This is a genomic window from Streptomyces sp. CB03234, from assembly GCF_001905885.1.
In the GTDB taxonomy this organism is placed as follows: Bacteria; Actinomycetota; Actinomycetes; order Streptomycetales; family Streptomycetaceae; genus Streptomyces.
Window position 1 is genome coordinate 220,610 of sequence record NZ_LIYH01000005.1, and the last position, 22,488, is coordinate 243,097.

Consider the following 22,488-nt stretch of genomic DNA (forward strand, 5'->3'; position numbering starts at 1 on the left):
CGCCGGGGGCGGTGCGCCTGAGTGGCTGACCACGCGCCCGATGAGCGCCTGACCCCACAGGTGTGCGCCCGCGTCCGGGCGTAGGCTCGGACGCGGGTACGAACTCTCCGCACACAACGATTGAGGAATCTCTGATGGAGCTCGGTCTCGTCGGTCTCGGCAAGATGGGCGGCAACATGCGCGAGCGCATCCGCCGCGCGGGTCACACCGTCATCGGATACGACCGCAACCCGGACCTCGCCGATGTCCACAGCCTCGAGGAGCTTGTGGGCAAGCTCAAGGGCCCGCGCGTGGTGTGGGTCATGGTCCCGGCCGGTGCCGCGACCCAGTCCACGATCGACGAGCTGGCCGAGCTGCTCTCCCCCGGTGACGTCGTCGTCGACGGCGGGAACTCGCGCTGGACCGACGACGAGAAGCACGCCGCCGAGCTGGCCGGGAAGGGCATCGGCTTCGTCGACTGCGGCGTCTCGGGCGGCGTGTGGGGCCTGGAGAACGGCTACGCGCTGATGTACGGCGGCGACGCCGAGAACGTGGCGAAGGTCCAGCCGATCTTCGACGCTCTGAAGCCCGAGGGCGAGTTCGGCTCCGTCCACGCGGGCAAGGTCGGCGCGGGCCACTTCGCGAAGATGGTCCACAACGGCATCGAGTACGCCATGATGCAGGCGTACGCCGAGGGCTGGGAGCTGCTGGAGAAGGTCGACTCCGTCACCGACGTACGCGAGGTCTTCCGCTCCTGGCAGGAGGGCACGGTCATCCGTTCCTGGCTGCTCGACCTGGCGGTCAACGCGCTGGACGAGGACGAGCACCTGGACGGGCTGCGCGGTTACGCACAGGACTCCGGCGAGGGCCGGTGGACCGTGGAGGCCGCCATCGACAACGCGGTCCCGCTCCCGGCGATCACCGCGTCGCTGTTCGCGCGGTTCGCGTCCCGGCAGGACGACTCGCCGCAGATGAAGATGATCGCCGCGCTGCGCAACCAGTTCGGCGGCCACGCGGTCGAGTCCAAGAAGTAGATCCACAGGCTGTGCACCCGGCGGTGCACGGCATGCCGGGGGAAGGTCGGCGCACACCATGCACGTCACGCATCTGTCGCTGGCCGACTTCCGCTCGTACGCCCGGGTCGAGGTCCCTCTTGATCCGGGCGTCAGCGTCTTCGTGGGCGCCAACGGGCAGGGCAAGACCAACCTGGTCGAGGCGGTCGGGTACCTGGCGACGCTCGGCAGCCACCGGGTGTCGTCCGACGCGCCCCTGGTGCGGATGGGCGCCGAGCGGGCGATCATCCGGGCGGCGGTACGGCAGGGCGAGCGGTCTCAGCTGGTCGAGCTGGAACTCAACCCGGGCCGGGCGAACCGGGCCCGTATCAACAGGTCGTCCCAGGTCAAGCCGCGTGATGTGCTCGGCATCGTCCGGACGGTGCTGTTCGCACCGGAGGACATGGCGCTGGTGAAGGGCGACCCGGGGGAGCGGCGGCGCTTCCTCGACGAGCTGATCACGGCGCGCTCCCCGCGCATGGCGGGCGTGCGGTCCGACTACGAGCGGGTGCTGCGTCAGCGCAACACGCTGCTGAAGTCGGCGGCCATGGCGCGGCGGCACGGCGGCCGTTCCATGGACCTGTCCACGCTGGACGTGTGGGACCAGCACCTCGCGCGGGCCGGCGCGGAGCTGCTGGCGCAGCGCCTCGACCTGGTCGCGACGCTCCAGCCGCTGGCGGACAAGGCGTACGAGCAGCTGGCGCCGGGCGGCGGGCCGGTGGCGCTGGAGTACAAGGGCGCCGTGTCCGGGGCGCACGGGCGGGAGGCCCTGTACGAGGGGCTGCTCGGCGCGCTGGCGGAAGTGCGCAAGCAGGAGATCGAGCGGGGCGTCACGCTGGTGGGCCCGCACCGGGACGACCTGGTGCTCAAGCTGGGCGAGCTGCCCGCGAAGGGGTACGCCAGCCATGGCGAGTCCTGGTCGTACGCGCTGGCGCTGCGGCTGGCCTCGTACGACCTGCTGCGGGGCGAGGGCAACGAGCCGGTGCTCGTGCTCGACGACGTCTTCGCGGAGCTGGACGCGCGGCGCCGCGAGCGGCTGGCGGAGCTGGTGGCGCCGGGCGAGCAGGTGCTGGTGACGGCGGCGGTCGACGACGACGTGCCGGCGGTGCTGGCGGGGGCCCGGTACGAGGTGTCGGAGGGGTCGGTGGAGCGGCTGTGACGACTGATCCCCTGCCGGAGCCGTCGCTTCCCTCGGTTCCCTCGGTTCCCTCGGTTCCCGAACCGTCCGGTGTCGATCTGGCGCGGGTCGCGCTGCGCGCCGCCAAGGAGCAGGCCAAGGCGCGGGGCGCGGCGGCGCAGCAGAAGAAGCAGGCCCGGCGGGGCGGCGGGCTGCGGTCCGGTGCCCGCGCGGACGGGCGCGATCCGCTGCCGCTGGGCGCCGCGATCAACCGGCTGATCACCGAGCGCGGGTGGGAGACCCCGGCGGCGGTCGGCGGCGTGATGGGGCGGTGGCCGCAGATCGTGGGCGAGGACCTGGCGAAGCACTGCGTACCGCTGCGGTACGACGAGGACCCGGAGGAACGGGTGCTCACGGTGCAGTGCGACTCCACCGCGTGGGCCACGCAGCTGCGGCTGCTGGCGCCGCGGCTGGTGGCCCGGCTGAACGAGGACCTGGGCCAGGGCACGGTCCGGGTCATCAAGGTGCTGGGCCCGGGCGGCCCCCGGCGCGGCTACGGCGGCCCCCTGCGGGCGCCGGGCAGCACGGGGCCGGGCGACACGTACGGCTGACGGTGACGGTTGCCGGCCGCGGCACCGGGGCCGCCGGGGCTTTGTCCGCAGCGCGGCGCTGCCGCCTGGGCCCTGGGCCGGTGGGCAGGACGGTGCGCGTCGGCCGCGCGGCGCGTAGGCGCGTCGGTGGTCCGGTCGGCGTGGGCCGTTCCCGAAACCGGGCTGTGCCCCGGGGCCCCGGCGCTGCCGCGCGGTGATGCGCCGACGTCTCGGCGCACAGGCGGAACGGGTCCTGCGCCGCCCCGGCCCTCGTCGTTGGCGGTCCGGTCGGCGCGGGCCCGGTTGGCGGGGACCTCCACCGCCCCCGGCGCGGTGATGCGGGGGTTCGCCCCCGGCTTCGTGTCCCACCCGCTGCGCAGTCGGCGACCCCGGGGCCCGCGCGCGTCGGCAGGCGCTGGAACCGGGGCCGGCCCCCGTACCCCTGCGGGACCCCGCGTGGTGAGGGAGGGCTGGAACCGGGGCTGCGCCCGTGCCCCGCGGGCTGGGTGAGCCGTTGCGCCGGAGCGCGTACGGACGGTGGCCGAACCGGCCCCCCGCCCCCGCCCGGCGCGGTCGGCCCCGTCGCCGCGGCGGGCCCGCGACGCGCTCGGAGCGTTGCTCGTACCGCGGAGCTTTCCCGGGGGCCGCATGCCCGGGCGGATGGCCGCGGGGCCCCTGTGCGGACGCGGAGCCGGGGGCGGGAGTGAGGTGGTCGTCACCGTTGCTGGAGGTTGACAGGCCAAAGCGCTGAGTGGCGGCGTGAGGCTCCTGTAGCCCCGTCCCGGATATGGGGAGTCGGCAGGCGCCGGTTCAGGGCGGCACATGCGGACTCAGGCACCGGCAAGCCCCCATTAATGTCAGTGCTACCGGTAGACTGGTAGGTAATCCCGCCCACTGCGGAACATGTCGAACGACGCAGCCGCTCCCGCATGCCCGGAGAGACGGCTTGTGCTGTGCCAGAAAGGGCGCTTCGTGGCCGATTCCGGCAACCCCAACGAGAACATTCCGTCCACTGCTGCCGGCGAGAACGGCGAGGTCACCTCGTCGTACGACGCCAGCGCGATCACCGTCCTCGAGGGTCTGGACGCGGTCCGCAAGCGGCCCGGCATGTACATCGGCTCGACCGGTGAGCGTGGACTCCACCACCTGGTGCAAGAGGTCGTCGACAACTCCGTCGACGAGGCCATGGCCGGGCACGCGGACACCATCGACGTGACCATCCTCGCGGACGGTGGCGTCAAGGTCGTGGACAACGGGCGAGGCATCCCCGTGGACCTCCACCCCGTCGAGAAGAAGCCGGCCGTCGAGGTCGTGCTCACCGTCCTGCACGCCGGCGGCAAGTTCGGCGGCGGCGGTTACTCCGTCTCCGGCGGTCTGCACGGCGTCGGTGTGTCCGTCGTCAACGCGCTGTCCACCAAGCTGTCGGTCGAGATCAATCGCGACGGGTACCGCTGGACCCAGGAGTACAAGCAGGGCGTGCCCACCGCCCCGCTCGCCAAGAACGAGGCCGTCGAGACGTCCGGTACGACGGTGACGTTCTGGGCGGACCCGGACGTCTTTGAAACGACCGAGTACTCCTTCGAGACGCTCTCGCGCCGCTTCCAGGAGATGGCCTTCCTCAACAAGGGCCTGCGCATCTCGCTGACCGACGAGCGCGAGTCGGCCAAGGCGACCATGAACGCCGACGACCCCGACGCCGCCGAGACGGCCGAGGAGGCGCCGGCGCGGACCGTCTCGTACCACTACGAAGGCGGCATCGTCGACTTCGTCAAGTACCTCAACTCGCGCAAGGGCGAGCTCATCCACCCCACGGTCATCTCGGTCGAGGCCGAGGACAAGGAGCGGATGCTCTCGGTCGAGATCGCGATGCAGTGGAACTCGCAGTACACGGAGGGCGTGTACTCCTTCGCGAACACGATCCACACCCATGAGGGCGGTACGCACGAAGAGGGCTTCCGCGCCGCGCTGACGGGCCTCGTCAACCGGTACGCGCGCGACAAGAAGCTGCTGCGCGAGAAGGACGACAACCTCACGGGTGAGGACATCCGCGAGGGTCTGACGGCGATCATCTCCATCAAGCTCGGCGAGCCCCAGTTCGAGGGCCAGACCAAGACCAAGCTGGGCAACACGGAGGCCAAGACCTTCGTGCAGAAGGTCGTGCACGAGCACCTCAACGACTGGTTCGACCGCAACCCCAACGAGGCCGCGGACATCGTCCGCAAGTCCATCCAGGCCGCCACGGCCCGCGTGGCCGCCCGTAAGGCGCGGGACCTGACCCGCCGCAAGGGGCTGCTGGAGTCGGCGTCCCTGCCGGGCAAGCTGTCCGACTGCCAGTCGAACGACCCGTCCAAGTGCGAGATCTTCATCGTCGAGGGTGACTCCGCCGGTGGCTCCGCCAAGTCCGGCCGGAACCCCGAGTTCCAGGCCATCCTGCCCATCCGGGGCAAGATCCTGAACGTCGAGAAGGCGCGGATCGACAAGATCCTCCAGAACACCGAGGTCCAGGCGCTGATCTCCGCCTTCGGCACCGGTGTGCACGAGGACTTCGACATCGAGAAGCTCCGCTATCACAAGATCATCCTGATGGCGGACGCCGACGTCGACGGCCAGCACATCAACACCCTGCTGCTGACCTTCCTCTTCCGCTTCATGCGGCCGCTGGTCGAGGCCGGGCACGTCTACCTGTCCCGCCCGCCGCTGTACAAGATCAAGTGGGGCCGGGACGACTTCGAGTACGCGTACTCGGACCGCGAGCGCGACGCGCTCGTCGAGCTCGGCAAGCAGAACGGCAAGCGCATCCGCGAGGACTCCATCCAGCGCTTCAAGGGTCTGGGCGAGATGAACGCCGAGGAGCTGCGCATCACCACCATGGACCAGGACCACCGGGTGCTCGGCCAGGTCACGCTGGACGACGCGGCCCAGGCCGACGACCTGTTCTCCGTGCTGATGGGTGAGGACGTGGAGGCGCGGCGCTCGTTCATCCAGCGCAACGCCAAGGACGTCCGCTTCCTCGACATCTGAGTCGGTCTCAGCTGACCGTACGAAAGGACTGAAGACCAGCAATGGCCGACGAGAACACCCCTGACACCCCTGACACTCCCGACACCCCTGTCTCCCCCGTCGCCGTCACGCCGGAGGAGGAGCCCGCCGTCCCCGGTGTGGGCCTCCGGGTCGAGCCCGTCGGGCTCGAGACCGAGATGCAGCGCTCGTACCTGGACTACGCGATGTCCGTCATCGTGTCGCGTGCGCTGCCCGACGTACGGGACGGCCTCAAGCCCGTCCACCGCCGTGTGCTGTACGCGATGTACGACGGCGGCTACCGGCCCGAGAAGGGCTTCTACAAGTGCGCCCGCGTCGTCGGTGACGTCATGGGTACGTACCACCCGCACGGCGACACCTCGATCTACGACGCCCTGGTCCGCCTGGCCCAGCCGTGGTCGATGCGCATGCCGCTGGTGGACTCCAACGGCAACTTCGGTTCCCCGGGCAACGACCCGGCCGCCGCCATGCGGTACACCGAGTGCAAGATGGCGCCGCTGTCGATGGAGATGCTCCGGGACATCGACGAGGAGACCGTCGACTTCACGGACAACTACGACGGCCGCAACCAGGAGCCGACGGTCCTGCCGGCGCGCTTCCCGAACCTGCTGGTCAACGGCAGCGCCGGTATCGCGGTCGGTATGGCGACCAACATCCCGCCGCACAACCTGCGCGAGGTCGCGGCCGGTGCCCAGTGGGCGCTGGAGCACCCCGAGGCCACGCACGAGGAGCTGCTGGACGCGCTGATCGAGCGGATCAAGGGCCCGGACTTCCCGTCCGGCGCGCTGGTGGTGGGCCGCAAGGGCATCGAGGAGGCGTACCGCACGGGCCGTGGTTCCATCACGATGCGCGCGGTCGTCGAGGTCGAGGAGATCCAGAACCGCCAGTGCCTGGTGGTCACGGAGCTCCCGTACCAGGTCAACCCGGACAACCTGGCCCAGAAGATCGCCGACCTCGTCAAGGACGGCAAGATCGGCGGCATCGCCGACGTCCGTGACGAGACGTCGTCGCGCACCGGGCAGCGGCTGGTCATCGTCCTCAAGCGGGACGCGGTCGCCAAGGTCGTCCTCAACAACCTCTACAAGCACACCGACCTCCAGACGAACTTCGGCGCCAACATGCTGGCGCTCGTCGACGGCGTGCCGCGCACGCTCTCGCTGGACGCGTTCATCCGCCACTGGGTGACGCACCAGATCGAGGTCATCGTCCGGCGTACGAAGTTCCGCCTGCGCAAGGCGGAGGAGCGGGCGCACATCCTGCGCGGTCTGCTCAAGGCGCTGGACGCCATCGACGAGGTCATCGCGCTGATCCGGCGCAGTGACACCGTCGAGGTCGCGCGGGAGGGCCTGATGGGCCTGCTCCAGATCGACGAGATCCAGGCCAACGCCATCCTCGAGATGCAGCTGCGCCGCCTCGCCGCCCTGGAGCGCCAGAAGATCGTCGCCGAGCACGACGAGCTCCAGGCCAAGATCAACGAGTACAACGGGATCCTGGCCTCCGAGTCCCGTCAGCGCCAGATCGTCAGCGAGGAGCTGGCCGCGCTCGTCGACAAGTTCGGCGACGACCGCCGCTCCAAGCTGGTGCCCTTCGACGGCGACATGTCCATGGAGGACCTGATCGCCGAGGAGGACATCGTCGTCACGATCACCCGTGGCGGCTATGTGAAGCGTACGAAGACCGTCGACTACCGCTCGCAGAAGCGCGGCGGCAAGGGCGTGCGCGGGACGAAGCTGAAGGAAGACGACATCGTCGACCACTTCTTCGTGTCGACGACACACCACTGGCTGCTGTTCTTCACCAACAAGGGCCGGGTCTACCGGGCCAAGGCGTACGAGCTCCCCGACGCCGGCCGGGACGCGCGCGGCCAGCACGTCGCCAACCTGCTGGCCTTCCAGCCGGACGAGAAGATCGCCGAGATCCTGGCGATCCGCGACTACGAGGCGGCGCCCTACCTGGTGCTCGCCACCAAGGCCGGCCTGGTGAAGAAGACGTCCCTCAAGGACTACGACTCGCCTCGCTCGGGCGGTGTCATCGCCATCAACCTCCGCGAGAAGGAGGACGGCAGCGACGACGAGCTGATCGGCGCGGAGCTGGTGTCGGCGGAGGACGATCTGCTGCTCATCAGCAAGAAGGCGCAGTCGATCAGGTTCACCGCGACGGACGAAGCGCTGCGCCCGATGGGCCGTGCCACCTCCGGGGTCAAGGGCATGAGCTTCCGCGAGGGAGACGAGCTGCTCTCGATGAATGTGGTCCGGCCGGGTACGTTCGTGTTCACCGCGACGGACGGCGGGTACGCGAAGCGCACCGCCGTCGACGAGTACCGCGTCCAGGGTCGTGGCGGCCTCGGCATCAAGGCTGCCAAGATCGTGGAGGACCGCGGCTCGCTCGTCGGCGCGCTGGTGGTCGAGGAAACGGACGAGATCCTCGCCATCACGCTGTCCGGTGGTGTGATTCGTACGCGAGTCAACGAAGTCAGGGAGACGGGCCGTGACACCATGGGCGTCCAACTGATCAATCTGGGCAAGCGCGATGCCGTCGTCGGTATCGCTCGTAACGCCGAGGCCGGTCGCGAGGCCGAAGAGGTCGAAGGGGCCGATGGGATCGACGGGCCCGACGACTTCGACGGGACCGCCGGGACCGCGGAGGTCGTGGACACCGAGGCTGCCGCACAGAGCGGCGCCGCGGCCGAGGCAGTCGAGGGCATGGAGCCCTCGGCCGGGGAGCACGAGGAGTAGAGCGTGAGTAAGGCCACGGGCGCCGGATCGGCCGCTTCCGGAACGAACGGTGCCCGTGGCCCTGCCACGGACTCCCAGGGGGTTACGGTGACGACGTACGACGACGGCCCACTGCCCGCCGAGCGGCCCGCAGCCGGGCAGCAGGCGGCGCAGCCCTACCACCCGCCGCAGGCGTACGCCACGCAGGGCGGCGGCAGCGGCAGCACCACGGGCACGGTGCGCCGGCCGCGTACGGGGGCCAAGACGACGCCCCGTACGCGCAAGGCACGACTGCGGGTGGCCAAGGCCGACCCGTGGTCGGTGATGAAGGTCAGCTTCCTGCTCTCCATCGCGCTGGGCATCTGCACGGTGGTGGCGGCGGCGGTGCTGTGGATGGTCATGGACGCGATGGGCGTCTTCTCGACCGTCGGCGGCACGATCAGCGAGGCCACCGGCTCCAACGAGCACAATGGCTTCGATCTCCAGTCGTTCCTGTCGCTGCCGCGCGTGCTGGTCTTCACCTCGGTGATCGCCGTCATCGACGTCGTCCTGGCGACCGCGCTGGCGACGCTGGGTGCCTTCATCTACAACCTGTCCGCCGGCTTCGTGGGCGGCGTGGAGCTCACGCTCGCCGAGGACGAATAGCGGATTTGGGAAGACGCCGCTCCGTGCGCTAATCTTCAGAGGTCAGCGCGCAGCGCGGAGGGGCTATAGCTCAGTTGGTTAGAGCGCATCCCTGATAAGGATGAGGCCACAGGTTCAAATCCTGTTAGCCCCACAGTGACGGTCGGCCCGGACGGAGAATCTCTCCGCCCGGGCCGATCGCTTTGTGCCCGGAGTCCGTTGGCGGGAGTCCATTGGGCGGGACGTAGGTCACCGATCGGTATCGGTCGGTGTGTATAGTCGGGCGCCAGAAGGTCTCCTACGTCAAGGAAAGACGAGGTCGCGCGGTGAAGAAGCTCCTCCTGGTCGCACTGGCCGCCATCGGCGGGCTCCTCGTGTACCGCCAGATCCAGGCGGATCGCGCCGAGCAGGATCTGTGGACGGAGGCGACCGACTCCGTGCCCGCAGGTTCGGGTGTGTGAGACGCACGCAAGCAGTCCGCGTATGGGCCCTGGTCGCTGGAGAAGCGGCCGGGGCCCATTGCTTTTCCAGCTCTTCCGCGGCCCTTCCGCGGCCCTTTCGTGCTGTTGCCGTACCGTGACAGAGAGTCCCTTGAGTTCACCTACGCAAATCATTAGCTTGCGAGGGCAAAGTTGAATGATCGCGGTCAGGGGGACTTCGCGTGGGAAGAGCGGGGCACGGCGAGGACAGGCGGGACGATTCGGCCGGGCGCGCAGACAGTGGCGGGACGGGCGGGGCAGGATGGACCGGCACCGCGGTCGCCGCGGCGGTGGGCGGCGCGGTGGTCCTGATCGCGGGAGCCGCGCGGCCACGGAGCGGACGAGGGGGGAGCGCGTGATGAGGCGGAGGGGCGGTACGGCCGGCGGCGGGGCTGTGCCGGCGCTGTCGGCGGTACTCGCGGCGGTGTGCGTGACGGCGGTGGCGCCGGGCCAGGCAGGGGCGGCTCAGCCGGCCGCCGGCCGGGCGGAGGCGGCGGGCGCGTCCGGTGCGTACGTCTTCGCCGACGGCATCCAGCAGATCCGCGGGGCGGCGAGCACCAGTGAGGCGCCCCGGCTCGACGCGGGCGGGACGTACAAGGACGCCATCAAGGGTGGTGCCAAGCTCGTCTACCGCCTGGACCTGGACGCGAAGACCAACGCGTACGTCTCCGCCGTCGCCGTACCGGAACCCGGTAGCAAGGTCGGCAGTTCGGACAGCCTGAAGGTGGCACTCCAGGACCGGAACGGCTACGACTGCAGCTCGAACGAGACCCGTTTCGGTGCGGCCGAGTTTCCCCGCCCGGTCGCGGCCTATGCGCACCGGACGTTGAACAGGGACCGCTCCTCCTGCCAGGAGGCCGGCCGGTATTACGTCGTCATCGAGCGCGGCAGCAGGGCCGCCTCCACCCCCGATGCGTGGGATTTGGAGATCCGGCACCAACTGGAGCCCGGGCTGAGGACGGAGGGCCCGACGGCGGCTCCCGAGAACTGGCCCAGCGCCTCGCCACCGGCCGTGGCCGGCGAACCGCGTGAGCGGGCCGGAGGCGCGAGCTTCCACGACGCGACCGGCCTGTCCGAGGGCGAGTGGACGGACCGCATCGAGCCGGGCCAGTCCCTCTTCTACCGGGTGCCGGTGAACTGGGGCCAGCAGCTCTTCGCCGGCGCCGACCTCGGCAGCACCTCCGGCCGTGGTTTCGTGGGCAGCGCGCTCGCCGTGACGCTCTACAACCCGATGCAGGGCGTGGTCGGCAGTTCCGAGTCGGTCACCTACGACGGCAAGCAGAAGTCCGCCGACCTCGACCCGATGCCGCCGGTGAAGTACGAGAACCGCTTCGACTCCGGCTCCTCGTTCGTGAACACCAGGTTCGCGGGCTGGTACTACCTGCGGGTCAGCCTGAGCCCGAAGGTCGGGGAGGAGTTCGGGAAGAAGCCGTACGGTCTGACGCTGCGGGTCAGCGTGGAGGGCACGCCCCAGGCGGCCCCGGCCTACGACGGGCCGGCCGGCATCTTCGCCGTCACGGAGGCGGACGAGGACGCGGCGGCGAACGGCCAGAGCGGGCCGGAGGCGGCGAAGAGCGGCACGATGAAGCTGGTCGGCGCGGCGGGTATCGGGGCCGGTGCCGTGCTCGTGCTCGGGCTGGGCGCGTGGACGCTGCTGGCGCGGCGGCGTGCGGCCCGGTCGGCGGCGCGGGCGGTGGACGAGGGACCGACACAGTACGGGCCGCCCACCGCCTGGTGAGCGGGTGAGCGGGAGGGCTCAGACCTGGGTGAGCGCCCAGATCCCCACCGCGAAACAGACCAGGGCCACGATCAGCACCGGGACCGCCACCTTCGGGGGCGGTCCCGGCCGCTTCTGCGCGGGCGGCCGGCCGTGGACGGGAACCTGCGGGGCGTGACCGGTGTATTCACGAGTAGAGGCGGACGCGTAAGGCACCGCGGCGGCGTGATGGGGGGAGGCAGCGTGCGCGTGGACAGCAGCGGTCGCGGGCGGGCTCGAGGGGATGCCCGTGGGCATGGGTGCGGGCGCCGGGGGCGGGGCGGCCGCGGCGGGCCGCGGTGGTGGCGTCGGCTGCGGCTGCGGCTGCGGCTGCGGCAGGGGTGGGGGCGGGGGCTGCTGCGGCGGCGGGGCCAGGTGGAAGCTTCCCGTCTCCGACGGGGCCTGCGGCTGTGGGTCCGGTACGGAGGGTACGGAGGGTACGGAGGGCTGGGCGGCGGGCCGGGCGGGCGCGGCGGACGGTGCCACAGGGCCCTCGGGGCCGAACCCGGCCGGGAGCGGCCCGATCTGGTCGAAGACCTCGACCGGCTCCTCGTCGGCCGCCGGGGCGGGCAGCATCTCGACCGCCGACGTCAGCGCCTTGCGCGCGCCCGTGGCCGTACGGAACCGGGCCTGCGGATCGGGCTGGAGCAGGCCCGCGAGGACCTGCCACAGCGGCTCCGGAATGCCCGCCGGGGCACTGGGCGTGCCGTACGCCGCGAAGTGCTCGATCAGGGCCCGGGAGTCGGGCTTCTGACCCTGCAGCAGATAGAGCGCGACCAGGCCGACCGCGAACAGGTCGGCCGGGAAGTCCGGCTCCGCGCCCATCATTTGCTCGGGCGCGAAGTAACCGGGCGTACCCACCACATAGTTGGTCTCGGTCAGCCGGGGCTCACCCTTGCGCATGGAGATGCCGAAGTCGGACAGCCGCAGATGCGGCCGTGCGGTCCCGGTCGCCTCCAGCAGGATGTTGGCCGGCTTGATGTCGCGGTGCACGACCCCCTCAGCGTGCACCGCGGCCAGTCCGGACAGCAGCTGGTCGAGCAGGGCGCAGACGAACCGGGGCGGCAGCGGGCCGTAGTCGCCGATGACGTGCGCCAGCGACCCGCCGGCCACCAGGTCCATGGTGAACAGCACCTTGTCGTCGTCGGCCGCCCAGCTGGCCGGGGCGAGGACATGCGGGTGGTCGATCCTCAGCGCCTGCTCGCGCACGAAGCGCAGCAGGGTGTGCGCGTCGCTCTGCTGCAGGACCTTGGCCGCCACATAGCGGCGCCGGCGGTGGTCCCAGGCTCGCCACACGGCGCCGACACCACCACGTCCGATCGGGTCGATCAGCTCGTACCGACCAGCGAAGACCTCACCCATTGCGCTGCGCCCGCTCCCAGTTCCCTGTTCCGGCGTCGTTCCGGCGTCCTGCTGCGATCAGCTCTGGTGCGACTCGTAGTGGGCGACCGCGTCAGCGGTGCGCCCGGCGCCGTACACCCGGAGGAACTCTGCCAGTTCGGGGTGGGTGGGGGCGAGGGAGTCGGCCGCATCGATGATGTCACCGGCGGCCGCGACCGAGCGCAGCAGCGACTGGATCTCGCGCACCACGCGGCGGACGGTCGGCGCGCCGGAGCTGGCCGTCGTCTGGCTGGTGCCGGTGAGGACCGAGCCGCCCTGGGATTTCTTGATCTCGTCCATCCGGTCGCTGGCCTCCACCGCGCTGACGCTGCCGTCGGCGACCTGCCCGGCCAGCTCCTGAAGGGCCTGGACGCGCTGGACCACGGCCGGGTTCCCGATCTTGGCCCGCTGGCCGCTCATCAGCTGGGACAGCATCGGAGCAGACAGCCCGAGCACCGCGGCGAGACGGGCCTGGTTCAGGCCCAGATCGTCGATGAGCCTACGGAAGAGCGCCCCCAACGGCTCCCCGTACCAACTGCGCTGAAGCTCTCTGGCTCTCGCGGTCGCTTCCTGCTGCGCTGCATCCATTGCGTCTCCCCATCGCTTCGGTTCGCTGCTGCGAACCTCGTCCAGCATCTTACGGAGAGTGGTCGTCGACCGGGAGTCCCAAACCTTTTGCGAGGCACCCCCCGGCACCCGGTACTCTGGTCTGCGACACCCGCCGCTCGGCGGCAGTCCCGGGGCCTTAGCTCAGTTGGTAGAGCGCTGTCTTTGCATGGCAGATGTCAGGGGTTCGACTCCCCTAGGCTCCACACCCCGAGAGCCCCCCTGACCTGCGGAAACGCGGGTCAGGGGGGCTCTCCGTGTTCATAACGTCAGCACCGCGTCAGCATCGACCTGATTTACGGTGCTGGGCATGGCGTACGTGAAAGACAGGGTCAGACGCGACGGATCGGTCTACTACACCGTGATGTGGCGAGCCGGCGGGACCGCTGGAGGGAAACAGGAGTCGGAGGTCTTTGACGAGGAGCCGGACGCCGAGCGCTTCAAGGACCTGGTCAACGGACACGGTCAGAACTGGCCCCCCGGGTGGATACGCGGGCAGGGGTTCGTCGCCGAGCGGCGCCGCGCGGAGACGATGTTCGAGCCCTTCGCCCTCGCCTACGTGGATCGCCTCACCGGCATCCAGGGCGATACGCGCGCCAAGTACCGGAAAGACATTCTGGACAACATGGTCCCCTGGTTCGGGCCGTACTCCGTCGAGGACGGCGAGGGGAGCATCGTCCGATCCATGGTCCAGGACTGGGTCAACGACCTGGAGGCCGGACGCCTGGCTCCGCTCGATCCCCGGGACCGGAAGCCCCGGACCGCGTACAAGCCGAAGACCATACACAACAAGCACGGTCTGCTCAGCGCGATCATGCAGTCCGCCGTCGATGCAGAAACGTCACTGCGCGCTTCCAACCCGTGCGCCAAGACGCGCCTGCCTCGGCTCGACTCCACCGAGGACGAGGAAGAGATCGTCTTCCTCGAACGCGAGGAGTGGGCGTGGATCTACGAATGCCTCCGCGACGATGCCAAGGATCTTGCCGAAACCATCGCGGAGACCGGCTTCCGGTGGGGTGAGGCGACCGCGCTCCAGCCCCGCGACCTCCGGCGCCGCAACGGCCGCCCCGCCATCCGCGTACAGAGGGCCTGGAAGAAGGACGAGGACGGCAAGTCCGTGCTCGGCCCCCCGAAGACCCGGAAGTCGCGCCGCACCGTCGTCATCACCCACCGGCTGGACCGGATGCTTCGGCGTCGCGCCAAGGGCCTGGCTCCCGATGCCATGATCTTCACCGGCCCCGAAGGGGGCAAGTGGGACCCCGGCACCTTCCGCCGCCTGCGCTGGGTGCCGGCGATCGAGCTCGCCGCCGAGAAGTACGGCTTGATCAAGCGCCCGCGCATCCATGATCTCCGGCACTCCCACGCGTCGTGGTTGATCGCGGCGAAGGTGCCCCTGCCCGCCATCCAGCGGCGCATGGGTCATGAGTCCATCACCACCACGGTCGACACGTACGGGCACCTGCTGGACGCGTTGGACGACGAGGTCGTGGCCGCCGTCGAATGGGCCATGGACCCCAGTGCACCGCTGCCTGGTTTCCTGGAGCAATCCGGCCTCGCGTCTGCGACGGGCGGTCTACCGCGGGTACCCCGCCAGTCCTCTGGCCTGGCTCAGGAGACCTGGAAGGACGCCGGCGACATGCCACTCGACGCTACGGAGCACGGAGAAGACCCAGTCTTCGTCGTCACCCTGGGAGGCAGGGAAGTGCCGTTCGCGGACCGCCAGCACGCGCAGGATGTCGCCGACCAGTGGAACGACGACCACCAGGACGAGATCGCGGCCATGCGGACAGAAGGCTGGCCAGAGGAGAAGATCGCTCGCTGTGGAGCCCTCGGCCCCGAAGAACGCGAGCGATGGACCGGCGGCGGTGCCGTCTGGACACGGATGCCAGAGCGGCAGTTCGTGTACTCCTCTCTGGCGTCGTACGAAGCGGACGGCACCTTGACGTACGATCCGCTTCCGGTGAGTGGCCGGTGGACGTGGGAGTTCGAGCCCGACGGTTTCACCACGCGGGCCGCCGAGTTCCGGACCGAGTTCCGCCCCGGCGGCAGCACGGAGGCGCACGCCCGGGGAATCAACAGGTCGGCGGTGTCCCGGGCCTTTGAGCAGGCCCGCGTGGAGGCTCTGGAGGTGTGCGCCAAGCACCCGGACGCCGACCTCGCGAGTACGCAGGCATGACGCCGTAGCGGAGCGTCGAGCAAACCGCCGTGCCTCAACCGCAGCGCCGTCCGGGCAACCGGGGGGCGGGAGGGTGAGGAAACTGCCAGGTGCCACGGCGTCACTGGATCGGGTGGGCTTGCCGCCGGGGCGTCGCGGGCACCCGCGTCTTATGGACGGCGACCAGGATGGGGACGGCCAGGAGGAGCCGCGGACGGGCACCGTCGGTGAGGAGGCTGGCGAGCACGCGGCGCAGGAGATGACGGAGGTGGTGGCTCGCTTACGCAGACAGGCAGCCCGGATGCACGAGGGGCTGCCACCGGACGATCAGCAGGAATGCAGCTGGTCGCCCGGTAGCCGGTGACCAGTGCGGACCCCACGGTTTGCAGATCCAGCGGGCGCAGGTGGAGGGTGAGGCCCCGAGGCAGAGAGGGGGACTGCCTCGGGACGGGTGGAGTGAGGCCACCGAGTCTCGAAGGGCCAGCACATGGGATTCCAGCCCTTACCGCTCGATGTGCTGGCCAAGTAGCTCCTCGATCAACGCCCAAAGAGCACGAGCTCCTAACGCGATCACGAGCCGACCAGCGATCTCGCGGACTTTCCCCTTGCCTTCCGGGGAAGGATGCGATTTTTCCATCACTCCACCTCACCTCTGGGGCTGCGTCTCGTCGCCGTGTGCGACAAGGCGCCCCCCTCTCAGAGATGAGGTCCCATCACGATAGCTCGCTTCGATTGATCAATTCCCGAGGTTCAGGAACACGCCTGTGAGGTATGACCGGCAGTTCCAAGTCACCCAAGGGTGCGGCGACTTCATGCAGGGTGACGCTGGCCTGGTCGCGCGGTGCGGTCCGGGGTCCGGTGTCTTCGCGCTCTCTCCCAAGGTGGATTGGTCTGGTGTTGGTCTGTCATCACCAGAGGCTGAGAGGGCGGCCTGCTGCGACCGCCGCCCGGATGCGTGCCGCGATCTCCGCTTCGGACTCCCCGCGTTCTTGACCGGCCCGGATGGCGGCGCCGATCGCGCGGGAGCGTCCGGCCGGGCCACGGAGGTCGGCGAGGGGGCTGCCCGGGTCTCTGCGGCGGGCCAGCCATTCAGCCCGGTTCTCCGCAGCCGTGCCCAGCCGGAGGTGCGCCGGCTGCTGGCAGGAGTGGTTGTCGCAGGTGTGGCAGACGGTCGGGCTGTCAGTCCCCCAGCCGAGGCGAGGGATGACGCCGTGCGCTAGCTGGTACCCGTACAAGTGCCCCGGCACCGTGCCGCGCCGCGTTCTGCCCGGGCGCGACGCGGCCCTGAAGCTGGCGTGACCGGTGCTGGAGATCCCGCCGAAGAAAAACCAGCAGTCCTCAGTTGACGAGGTGCGGTAGACCTTTGCCCAGTAGCGGGCCTGAACGGACTCGTCGGCCAGCCAGGTCGCCCACTCAACCGCCGGTATCCGTACCGGCGTTGGTTCACCGATGAGGGCAAGCTGTTCATCAATGGGAGCGGGCCCGGACCCGTTCACCGCCGCGAGCGGGAACAGTCCGGGCCCGGGTTCGTTCTCAGGCGGCATCAGCCCGGCTGCCGTCCGGTGTGAAAACCGGGGCCGTGGTGTCCGGTGCCGGGGGCGACGGTGCCGACCCCTCCGATCGAGGCTTACGGGGTCGGCTGGAGCGCGGGCGTTCAGCACGTGCCCGCAGCACCTCGATGATCTCCTTCGCGCGAGCGGCGGTAACAGGCTTCGCCTCGCGTTCCAGCTCCTCCGCCGGCACACCCAGCAGTTCCGCCACCAGCTCTGCGTCGTTGTCGAACAGCCGCAGAGCTACAGCAGCGGCCTCCCGCGCCGCGACGTCGGCCTCCTCCTTCGCTCGTGCCGCTTTCGCTGCGGCTTCACGCGTCGTCAACACGTTCGCCGCGGCCATCTCCCGCGTCTTCGCCTGGAGCGCTTCGACGGCGCGAACCCGCCGCCGCAACTCTGCCGCGCTCACCGATGCTGACGGAGTCGTGCTCACCCGTGCCCCCAGTCCTGTTCGAAATCACTGCTCATCGCGCGCACCGTAAGCACAGGTCCGCGGACATCTCGAACCAAGAGCCCGGTGCCGGTCATGGTGGTAGCAGGAGATCTGGGGGTGCGGGGGCGTACTACGCCTCCCCCGCGGCGTTCATCGGCTCAGGTAGGCAGCCAGAAGCAGTTCCGACTCCGGGGAAAGCGAGGCGGCCCGAACCTGATCACCGTCGCGGTAGGTCAGGCTCCCCGGCACGTCGTCCACCGCCGGGTGATAGTCCCCGCGGGTGAGCGTGGCGAGGACCGTGGAGCGCAGGCCCTCACGCATGGCCAGCGACAGGCCGAGGGGTACGGCGAGATCGATGGTCGGGTCCGCAACGGCGGCAACGACCAACGCGCGCACCTCCTCCGTCGTCATCAGCTTCGGTGGGTTGGTCATGCACCCAGTATCAGGTCGAGCACGGCACGGACCGCAGCGGTCGGCACAGACGCCCAGTCGACGCCGGCTTCAGAGCATTCTTGCCTCCGGCGGGTCCTCTCTCGGAGGGGGTGGGGGCTGGTTGGTTGGGTGCGGCGTCGTTGTGGTGCGGGTGGGGGAAGGCGGGGTTCCCTCCTCGGTCGGACACCCAGGGGCGTATCAGGAACCCGGTCACGGCGTCCAGGCCGAGCCGCTGCGCGGTCGCTGCGCGAGCCTGGACACCGCGCCCGGAACCCTGATCCGGTGGAGCTGTCCGACCGAGGAGGGAACCCCGCCCAGGGCCCGTTGTGGCCGGGCCCGGCAGAGCGGGTGCGGGTCGGTGACCCGATAAGGGCAGGTCAGGGCCGTTGTTCGGGTTGACCCAACCCTCAGAACATGGTTTAATTAATGATGTCGGAAGGGGAGGGCAACGCCCCGGCCGGCACTCGGCAGGCCGACCGGCCGCCAACAACCACTCTCACCAGGAGAACGTACGTGAGCACCACGAAGGCCCCCGCGAAGCTCGAAACCATCCGCGCCCTGCTCGCCAAGGCGGAGGACCCCCGTACGCCGGAATCGGAGGCGGAGCTGGCCCGGAAGCGGGCGTTCGAGATGATGGCGAAGTACGGCGTCGAGCAGGCAATGCTCAACGACTCCAACCCGGCCAGCGATGCCCCGACGGACCGCAAGATCGTTCTGGACAACCCGTGGGCGATGGAGCGGGTCCGCCTCATCAACCGCATCGCGCTCGCACTCGGTTGCGAGCTGATTCACCTTGGCCGAGACGGCAGCGGACCGGCCCGCCGAGTGCACATCTTCGGGTACGCGAGCGATCTTCAGCGCGTCGAACTGCTCTACACCTCCCTTCTCCTCCAGATGAACAGCGGACTGGCCGCTCAGTCGGTCCCGCCGGGGCAGGGCGCGCGCGCCTGGCGTCGATCCTGGCTCCTCGGCTTCATCAACCGGGTGGGTGACCGCATCGAGGAGGCCGAGCGCGGCGCACGCGAAGAAGCCAGGGGCGAGACCACCGCCACCGGCCGCAGCGCGGCCCTCGTGCTCGCGGACCGCAAGGCCGTCGTCTCACGCAGCTACCGGCAGGCTTACCCGCGTGCACGGAAGGGCGGCACCACCACCATGACCGGCAACGGGTACGGGGCCGGATGGATGGCGGGAAGCCGCGCCGACATCGGCGGTAAGCGGATCGGCCGCACCTCGGCTGGGTCCATAGCCGCGTAACCCCGTCAGGGCCGGGGGTGGCCGTCCGCCGCCCCCGGCCATTAGTCCCGGCACGGTTCAGGATCAGCCGCGCCCCGGAATTCCTCAGTCGCCTTGAAGGGTAAGCCGTGAAGATCGGCAATCACGAAGTGCTCAGCTTCCACACCAACCGCAAGAACGGCATGCGTACGGTGCTGCTCCACAACGGTGACGAATGGGTTACCGCCGTCATCCCGAAGTCGTTCGGCCCCGACCCTTCCGAATGGTGGCAGGGCCACTACCACGGCGAGAGCTACGACACTGCCCGGCAGGACTTCATTGAGTGGTCCGGACTGAGCGAGGTCAAGCCTTCCGTCAGCCGCTCTTGACCGTTCCGCCCCATCAGGAGGACGCCATGCCCCAGCGTCGAAGTGCCGCCACCCCCGCCCGCATCCTCACGGCCGCCGCCGACCACATCGAACGGGTCGGGCTCTATCAGGGTGACCACCTCTGGCAGCGCGGCCGGATGGGCGACAACGCCCCGTGCACCGTGCTGCACGCGTGGGAGCGCGGCGTGCGATCCGTCCGACCCCGCTGGTCCGTACGCGGTGAACCGTGGGACATCTTCCAGCGGGCCCGCTTTGACTCCCTTGTGGTGCTCAGTAACCACATCCACGGCCGACCCGTGTCCGGCGTCCGGTGGCGCAAGCTGCGGCTCACCGAGGATGCCTACCGGCGCACCCTGCTGTGGTGCTGGGGAGACGAGCCCGAGAGGACCACCGCCGAGGCCGCCGCGATGATCCGCGCCGCCGCGGCCCTGCACCCGAGTGACGGCGATCACAGCATGCCCGGTTGCCCCACTCTCAAGAACATGGTTTAATTAATGGTGTCGGAAGGGGGAGGGCAACCCCCCGACCGACACCTTCACCGGGCCGAACGGCCCGGCCAACTCTCACCAGAAAGAGAAGGACCGATGGCGAACACCAAGACCCAGGCCGGCGTCCAGACCGCCCCTGCCCCGTGGCCGACCCTCGCGGTCGCCGAACTCGCCGCGCACCCCGGCAACGTCCGCGACATCGAGGCCCCGGCCGATCTGCTGGCCGACGTCAAGGACAACGGCGTCGTGGAGCCGCTGTACGTCGTGCGCACCCACGGCGACGTGCCGCAGATCATCGACGGGTTTCAGCGACTGGCCGCCGCCGTCGCCGCGGGGCTGGAGACCGTGCCGGTCACGCCCCGCCCCGTAATCCGGATCGACGCGCTCACCCCGCACCCGAAGAACGCCCGCGAAGATCTCGACATCAACGCACCGTTCGTGGAATCGCTCCGCGCCGAGGGGTGCCGCATCCCCGTAAAGATCCAGCGGCTCGACGGCGGAGTCCTCCAGGTCAACGACGGAAACCGCCGCTACCACGCCGCGACGGACGCGGGCCTTACTCACCTGCCGTACGAGTGGGACGACGAGGACCGCGACGAGGCCGGGCAGTTCCTCGACATGATCACCACTGCCCAGCACCGAAAGAGCCTCACCGCGTCCGAGATGAACCAGGCCATGTTCAGCGCCGCCGAGGCGGGCGCTCAGGTAGGCCGCATCGCCAAGGCCGCAGGCGTGCGGCAGAAGGACGTCAAGACCCTGGTCAAGGTCCGGTCCGACGAGAAGCTGAGCGCCGCCGTCAGTGGTGCGAGCAGCTACGAGTGGACCTTCGAGCACCTGGCCGCACTCTCGGAGTTCGCGGACGATCCCGAAGCGCTCGCCGCGATCAGCGAGGCCGCCGCCGAGGACGACGCCGACGCCGGAGATGTCGACTGGGCCATTGCGGTCGAGCGGACCAAGCGTGACAAGCGGATCAAGGCCGAGGTCCACCGCGCCGAGCTGGAGGCCGCCGGACAGAAGATCCGGGAGGCAGAGGAGCTGTCCGAGCGGGCCATGCCGGTGTGGCGACTGCGCGGCATCAGCACCGAGGAGCACGCCGAGTGCAAGGGGCAGGTGTGGGTGTTCGACGAGCGGCGGGGCGACCGGTACGAGCCCTACTGCACCGCCCCCGGCCTGTACGGGCACACGGTGCCCGAGGGCAGCGGTGGCACCGGTGGCGCGAAGACCGCCGCCCAGGTGGAGGCCGAGCGGGCCGCCCGCGCCGCCGTCAAGAAGGGGAACATCGACTGGGACGCGGCCGAGGCTCTGCGCCGGAAGTGGATCACGGATCTGGTCAAGCGGCGCGACCTCCCGAAGAACACCACCAACACCCTGATCGGGCACGTCAATAACGCTCTGTTGAACGGAAGTTGGGGAATCTCTGACGACCTGAACAAGGAGGGCACCACCGAGATCCTGGCTGGATTCCTGGGGCTGAACGCCGAGCAGGCCAAGGACCGGGGCAGCTTCGCCGGGCACGTCGCCAAGGACCCGCGCCGGGCCCCTCAGCTCCAGTTCGCCGCCATCGCCGCCGTCCGGGAGAAGTGCGCGAACCGGTCGGCGTGGCGGACGGACAGCCAGCACGCCCCGTGGACGCGGAAGCCCACAGGCCGGTGGTTCCAGGTGCTCGCGTCCCTCGGGTACCCGCTCACGCCCATTGAGCAGTCGGTCGTGGACGAGGAGCCCTACGACCCGTCGAAGAAGAAGCCCCGCGCCGCGATCACGTCCGGCAGCGAGCCGGAGACCGAGCAGGAGCCCGGCACCGACGAGGAGGCGAGCGAGCCGGAGGCCGAGGAAGCCGACGACCCGGCCAGCGACGACGAAGCCGCCGCCTAGCCACCTCAGCCGCCCGACGTCGGGGGCGGGAACCGCCCGCCCCGGCAGCCCCAGGAGCCCCACAGTGACCCGTACAGCTCTGTTCGAGACCCACGCCGACGACCACGGTTGCGGATGCGTCCCCGCCCCCGCCGAGCCCGACCCCGGCACCACCGCCGACATCATGCAGGCCCGCGCCATCGCGTCCGGTCTCGCGGAGTTCGGCATCGGGCCCGCCCGCTGGTCAGCCGCCTACGACCACCAGGCCGCCGCCGTCGTCCTGCGGGTGGACACCCCGCGCGGACTGTACGCGCTCGCCATCCCGGCCCCCGGCCAGCCGTTCCCCGTCCGTCACCGGGGCGAGCGCATCGGCGCGCTGGACTGCCGCCGCACGTACGGCACCGCCGACAGCTACACCGCCGCCCTGTTCGCCGCCTTCCTGCGCGACCGCGCCGCACTCGACATCCCCGGTCGGGATGCTTGCCCCACACCCCAAAACCTGGTTTAATTAATGGTGTCGGAGGGGGAGGGCAACCCCCCCTCCGACACCACGGGCCGCCAGCCGGCCTGACCCCGGTCGCACGCGGAGGGCAACCCGCCCGGCCGGGCCGCGATTCCTCTCTCACCAGCAGGAGCACCCAC

At 70.0% G+C, this 22,488-nt stretch carries 19 protein-coding genes and 2 tRNA genes; 16 read left to right on the forward strand and 5 right to left on the reverse strand.

Translation table 11 applies throughout. The annotated features are described in order from the left end of the window. The first annotated feature begins 134 nt into the window (after positions 1 to 134). The 9 genes from gnd to AMK26_RS22350 all read left to right on the forward strand — a co-directional run bounded on the left by gnd (position 135) and on the right by AMK26_RS22350 (position 11,332). Complete coding sequence (gene gnd, locus AMK26_RS22310; protein ID WP_073756497.1) at positions 135 to 1,013, forward strand: phosphogluconate dehydrogenase (NAD(+)-dependent, decarboxylating); 879 nt, start codon at positions 135 to 137, stop codon at positions 1,011 to 1,013. 58 nt (positions 1,014 to 1,071) lie between these two features. Further along, the gene (gene recF / locus AMK26_RS22315) at positions 1,072 to 2,190 is read left to right on the forward strand and encodes a DNA replication/repair protein RecF (RefSeq protein ID WP_073756498.1); all 1,119 of its coding nucleotides are present in this window, start codon (positions 1,072 to 1,074) and stop codon (positions 2,188 to 2,190) included. Further along, positions 2,187 to 2,759 (forward strand): DciA family protein, encoded by a 573-nt coding sequence (locus AMK26_RS22320; RefSeq protein ID WP_073756499.1) that lies wholly within the window; start codon positions 2,187 to 2,189, stop codon positions 2,757 to 2,759. The genes recF and AMK26_RS22320 overlap by 4 nt, the downstream gene beginning before the upstream one ends. A gap of 927 nt (positions 2,760 to 3,686) precedes the next feature. Continuing rightward, entirely contained in the window at positions 3,687 to 5,759 is a 2,073-nt protein-coding gene (gene gyrB, locus AMK26_RS22325; protein ID WP_073756500.1) for a DNA topoisomerase (ATP-hydrolyzing) subunit B, read from the forward strand. A gap of 41 nt (positions 5,760 to 5,800) precedes the next feature. Then, on the forward strand, positions 5,801 to 8,512 hold the full coding sequence (gene gyrA / locus AMK26_RS22330; RefSeq protein WP_073756501.1) for a DNA gyrase subunit A: 2,712 nt from the start codon (positions 5,801 to 5,803) through the stop codon (positions 8,510 to 8,512). Positions 8,513 to 8,515: 3 nt separating this feature from the next. Beyond that, positions 8,516 to 9,136: a DUF3566 domain-containing protein gene (locus tag AMK26_RS22335; RefSeq protein ID WP_073756502.1), complete on the forward strand. Its 621-nt coding sequence runs from the start codon at positions 8,516 to 8,518 to the stop codon at positions 9,134 to 9,136. Positions 9,137 to 9,195: 59 nt separating this feature from the next. Next, a tRNA-Ile gene (locus AMK26_RS22340) sits at positions 9,196 to 9,269 on the forward strand. A gap of 172 nt (positions 9,270 to 9,441) precedes the next feature. Further along, the gene (locus AMK26_RS37960; protein ID WP_003958712.1) at positions 9,442 to 9,576 is read left to right on the forward strand and encodes a DLW-39 family protein; all 135 of its coding nucleotides are present in this window, start codon (positions 9,442 to 9,444) and stop codon (positions 9,574 to 9,576) included. A gap of 376 nt (positions 9,577 to 9,952) precedes the next feature. Further along, positions 9,953 to 11,332: a hypothetical protein gene (locus AMK26_RS22350; protein ID WP_073756503.1), complete on the forward strand. Its 1,380-nt coding sequence runs from the start codon at positions 9,953 to 9,955 to the stop codon at positions 11,330 to 11,332. Positions 11,333 to 11,350: 18 nt separating this feature from the next. On the opposite strand, the gene AMK26_RS22355 is transcribed toward AMK26_RS22350, so the two are convergent. Continuing rightward, complete coding sequence (locus AMK26_RS22355) at positions 11,351 to 12,712, reverse strand: serine/threonine-protein kinase (protein WP_073756504.1); 1,362 nt, start codon at positions 12,710 to 12,712, stop codon at positions 11,351 to 11,353. A gap of 57 nt (positions 12,713 to 12,769) precedes the next feature. Beyond that, positions 12,770 to 13,318, reverse strand: coding sequence for a helix-turn-helix domain-containing protein (locus AMK26_RS22360; protein ID WP_073756505.1), 549 nt, complete (start codon positions 13,316 to 13,318; stop codon positions 12,770 to 12,772). Positions 13,319 to 13,469: 151 nt separating this feature from the next. On the opposite strand from AMK26_RS22360, the gene AMK26_RS22365 reads away from it, so the two are divergent. Both AMK26_RS22365 and AMK26_RS22370 read left to right on the forward strand, forming a co-directional pair. After that, positions 13,470 to 13,542, forward strand: a tRNA-Ala gene (locus AMK26_RS22365). Between the two features lie 104 nt (positions 13,543 to 13,646). Continuing rightward, positions 13,647 to 15,512, forward strand: a complete 1,866-nt coding sequence (locus tag AMK26_RS22370; RefSeq protein WP_241838016.1) for a tyrosine-type recombinase/integrase — start codon at positions 13,647 to 13,649, stop codon at positions 15,510 to 15,512. A gap of 100 nt (positions 15,513 to 15,612) precedes the next feature. Here the strand turns inward: AMK26_RS22370 and AMK26_RS38405 are convergent, their stop codons facing one another. From AMK26_RS38405 to AMK26_RS22385, 3 genes are all read right to left on the reverse strand, one after another. Further along, a complete protein-coding gene (locus tag AMK26_RS38405) occupies positions 15,613 to 15,738 on the reverse strand; it encodes a hypothetical protein (protein WP_274536124.1) in 126 nt (41 codons plus the stop codon). A 1,286-nt stretch (positions 15,739 to 17,024) separates the two neighbouring features. Beyond that, on the reverse strand, positions 17,025 to 17,474 hold the full coding sequence (locus AMK26_RS36720) for a hypothetical protein (RefSeq protein WP_143608587.1): 450 nt from the start codon (positions 17,472 to 17,474) through the stop codon (positions 17,025 to 17,027). A 150-nt stretch (positions 17,475 to 17,624) separates the two neighbouring features. Then, positions 17,625 to 17,906 (reverse strand): hypothetical protein, encoded by a 282-nt coding sequence (locus AMK26_RS22385; RefSeq protein WP_143608589.1) that lies wholly within the window; start codon positions 17,904 to 17,906, stop codon positions 17,625 to 17,627. Positions 17,907 to 18,419: 513 nt separating this feature from the next. On the opposite strand from AMK26_RS22385, the gene AMK26_RS22390 reads away from it, so the two are divergent. The 5 genes from AMK26_RS22390 (at position 18,420) to AMK26_RS22410 (ending at position 22,354) form a co-directional block, all read left to right on the forward strand. Continuing rightward, complete coding sequence (locus AMK26_RS22390; protein WP_073756509.1) at positions 18,420 to 19,160, forward strand: DUF2786 domain-containing protein; 741 nt, start codon at positions 18,420 to 18,422, stop codon at positions 19,158 to 19,160. A 107-nt stretch (positions 19,161 to 19,267) separates the two neighbouring features. Then, the gene (locus AMK26_RS22395) at positions 19,268 to 19,507 is read left to right on the forward strand and encodes a hypothetical protein (protein ID WP_073756510.1); all 240 of its coding nucleotides are present in this window, start codon (positions 19,268 to 19,270) and stop codon (positions 19,505 to 19,507) included. 26 nt (positions 19,508 to 19,533) lie between these two features. Next, positions 19,534 to 19,998, forward strand: coding sequence for a DUF6197 family protein (locus AMK26_RS22400; protein ID WP_073756511.1), 465 nt, complete (start codon positions 19,534 to 19,536; stop codon positions 19,996 to 19,998). A 93-nt stretch (positions 19,999 to 20,091) separates the two neighbouring features. Continuing rightward, a complete protein-coding gene (locus tag AMK26_RS22405; protein WP_073756512.1) occupies positions 20,092 to 21,867 on the forward strand; it encodes a ParB N-terminal domain-containing protein in 1,776 nt (591 codons plus the stop codon). Positions 21,868 to 21,931: 64 nt separating this feature from the next. After that, on the forward strand, positions 21,932 to 22,354 hold the full coding sequence (locus AMK26_RS22410) for a hypothetical protein (protein WP_073756513.1): 423 nt from the start codon (positions 21,932 to 21,934) through the stop codon (positions 22,352 to 22,354). The last annotated feature ends 134 nt before the right edge of the window (positions 22,355 to 22,488 follow it).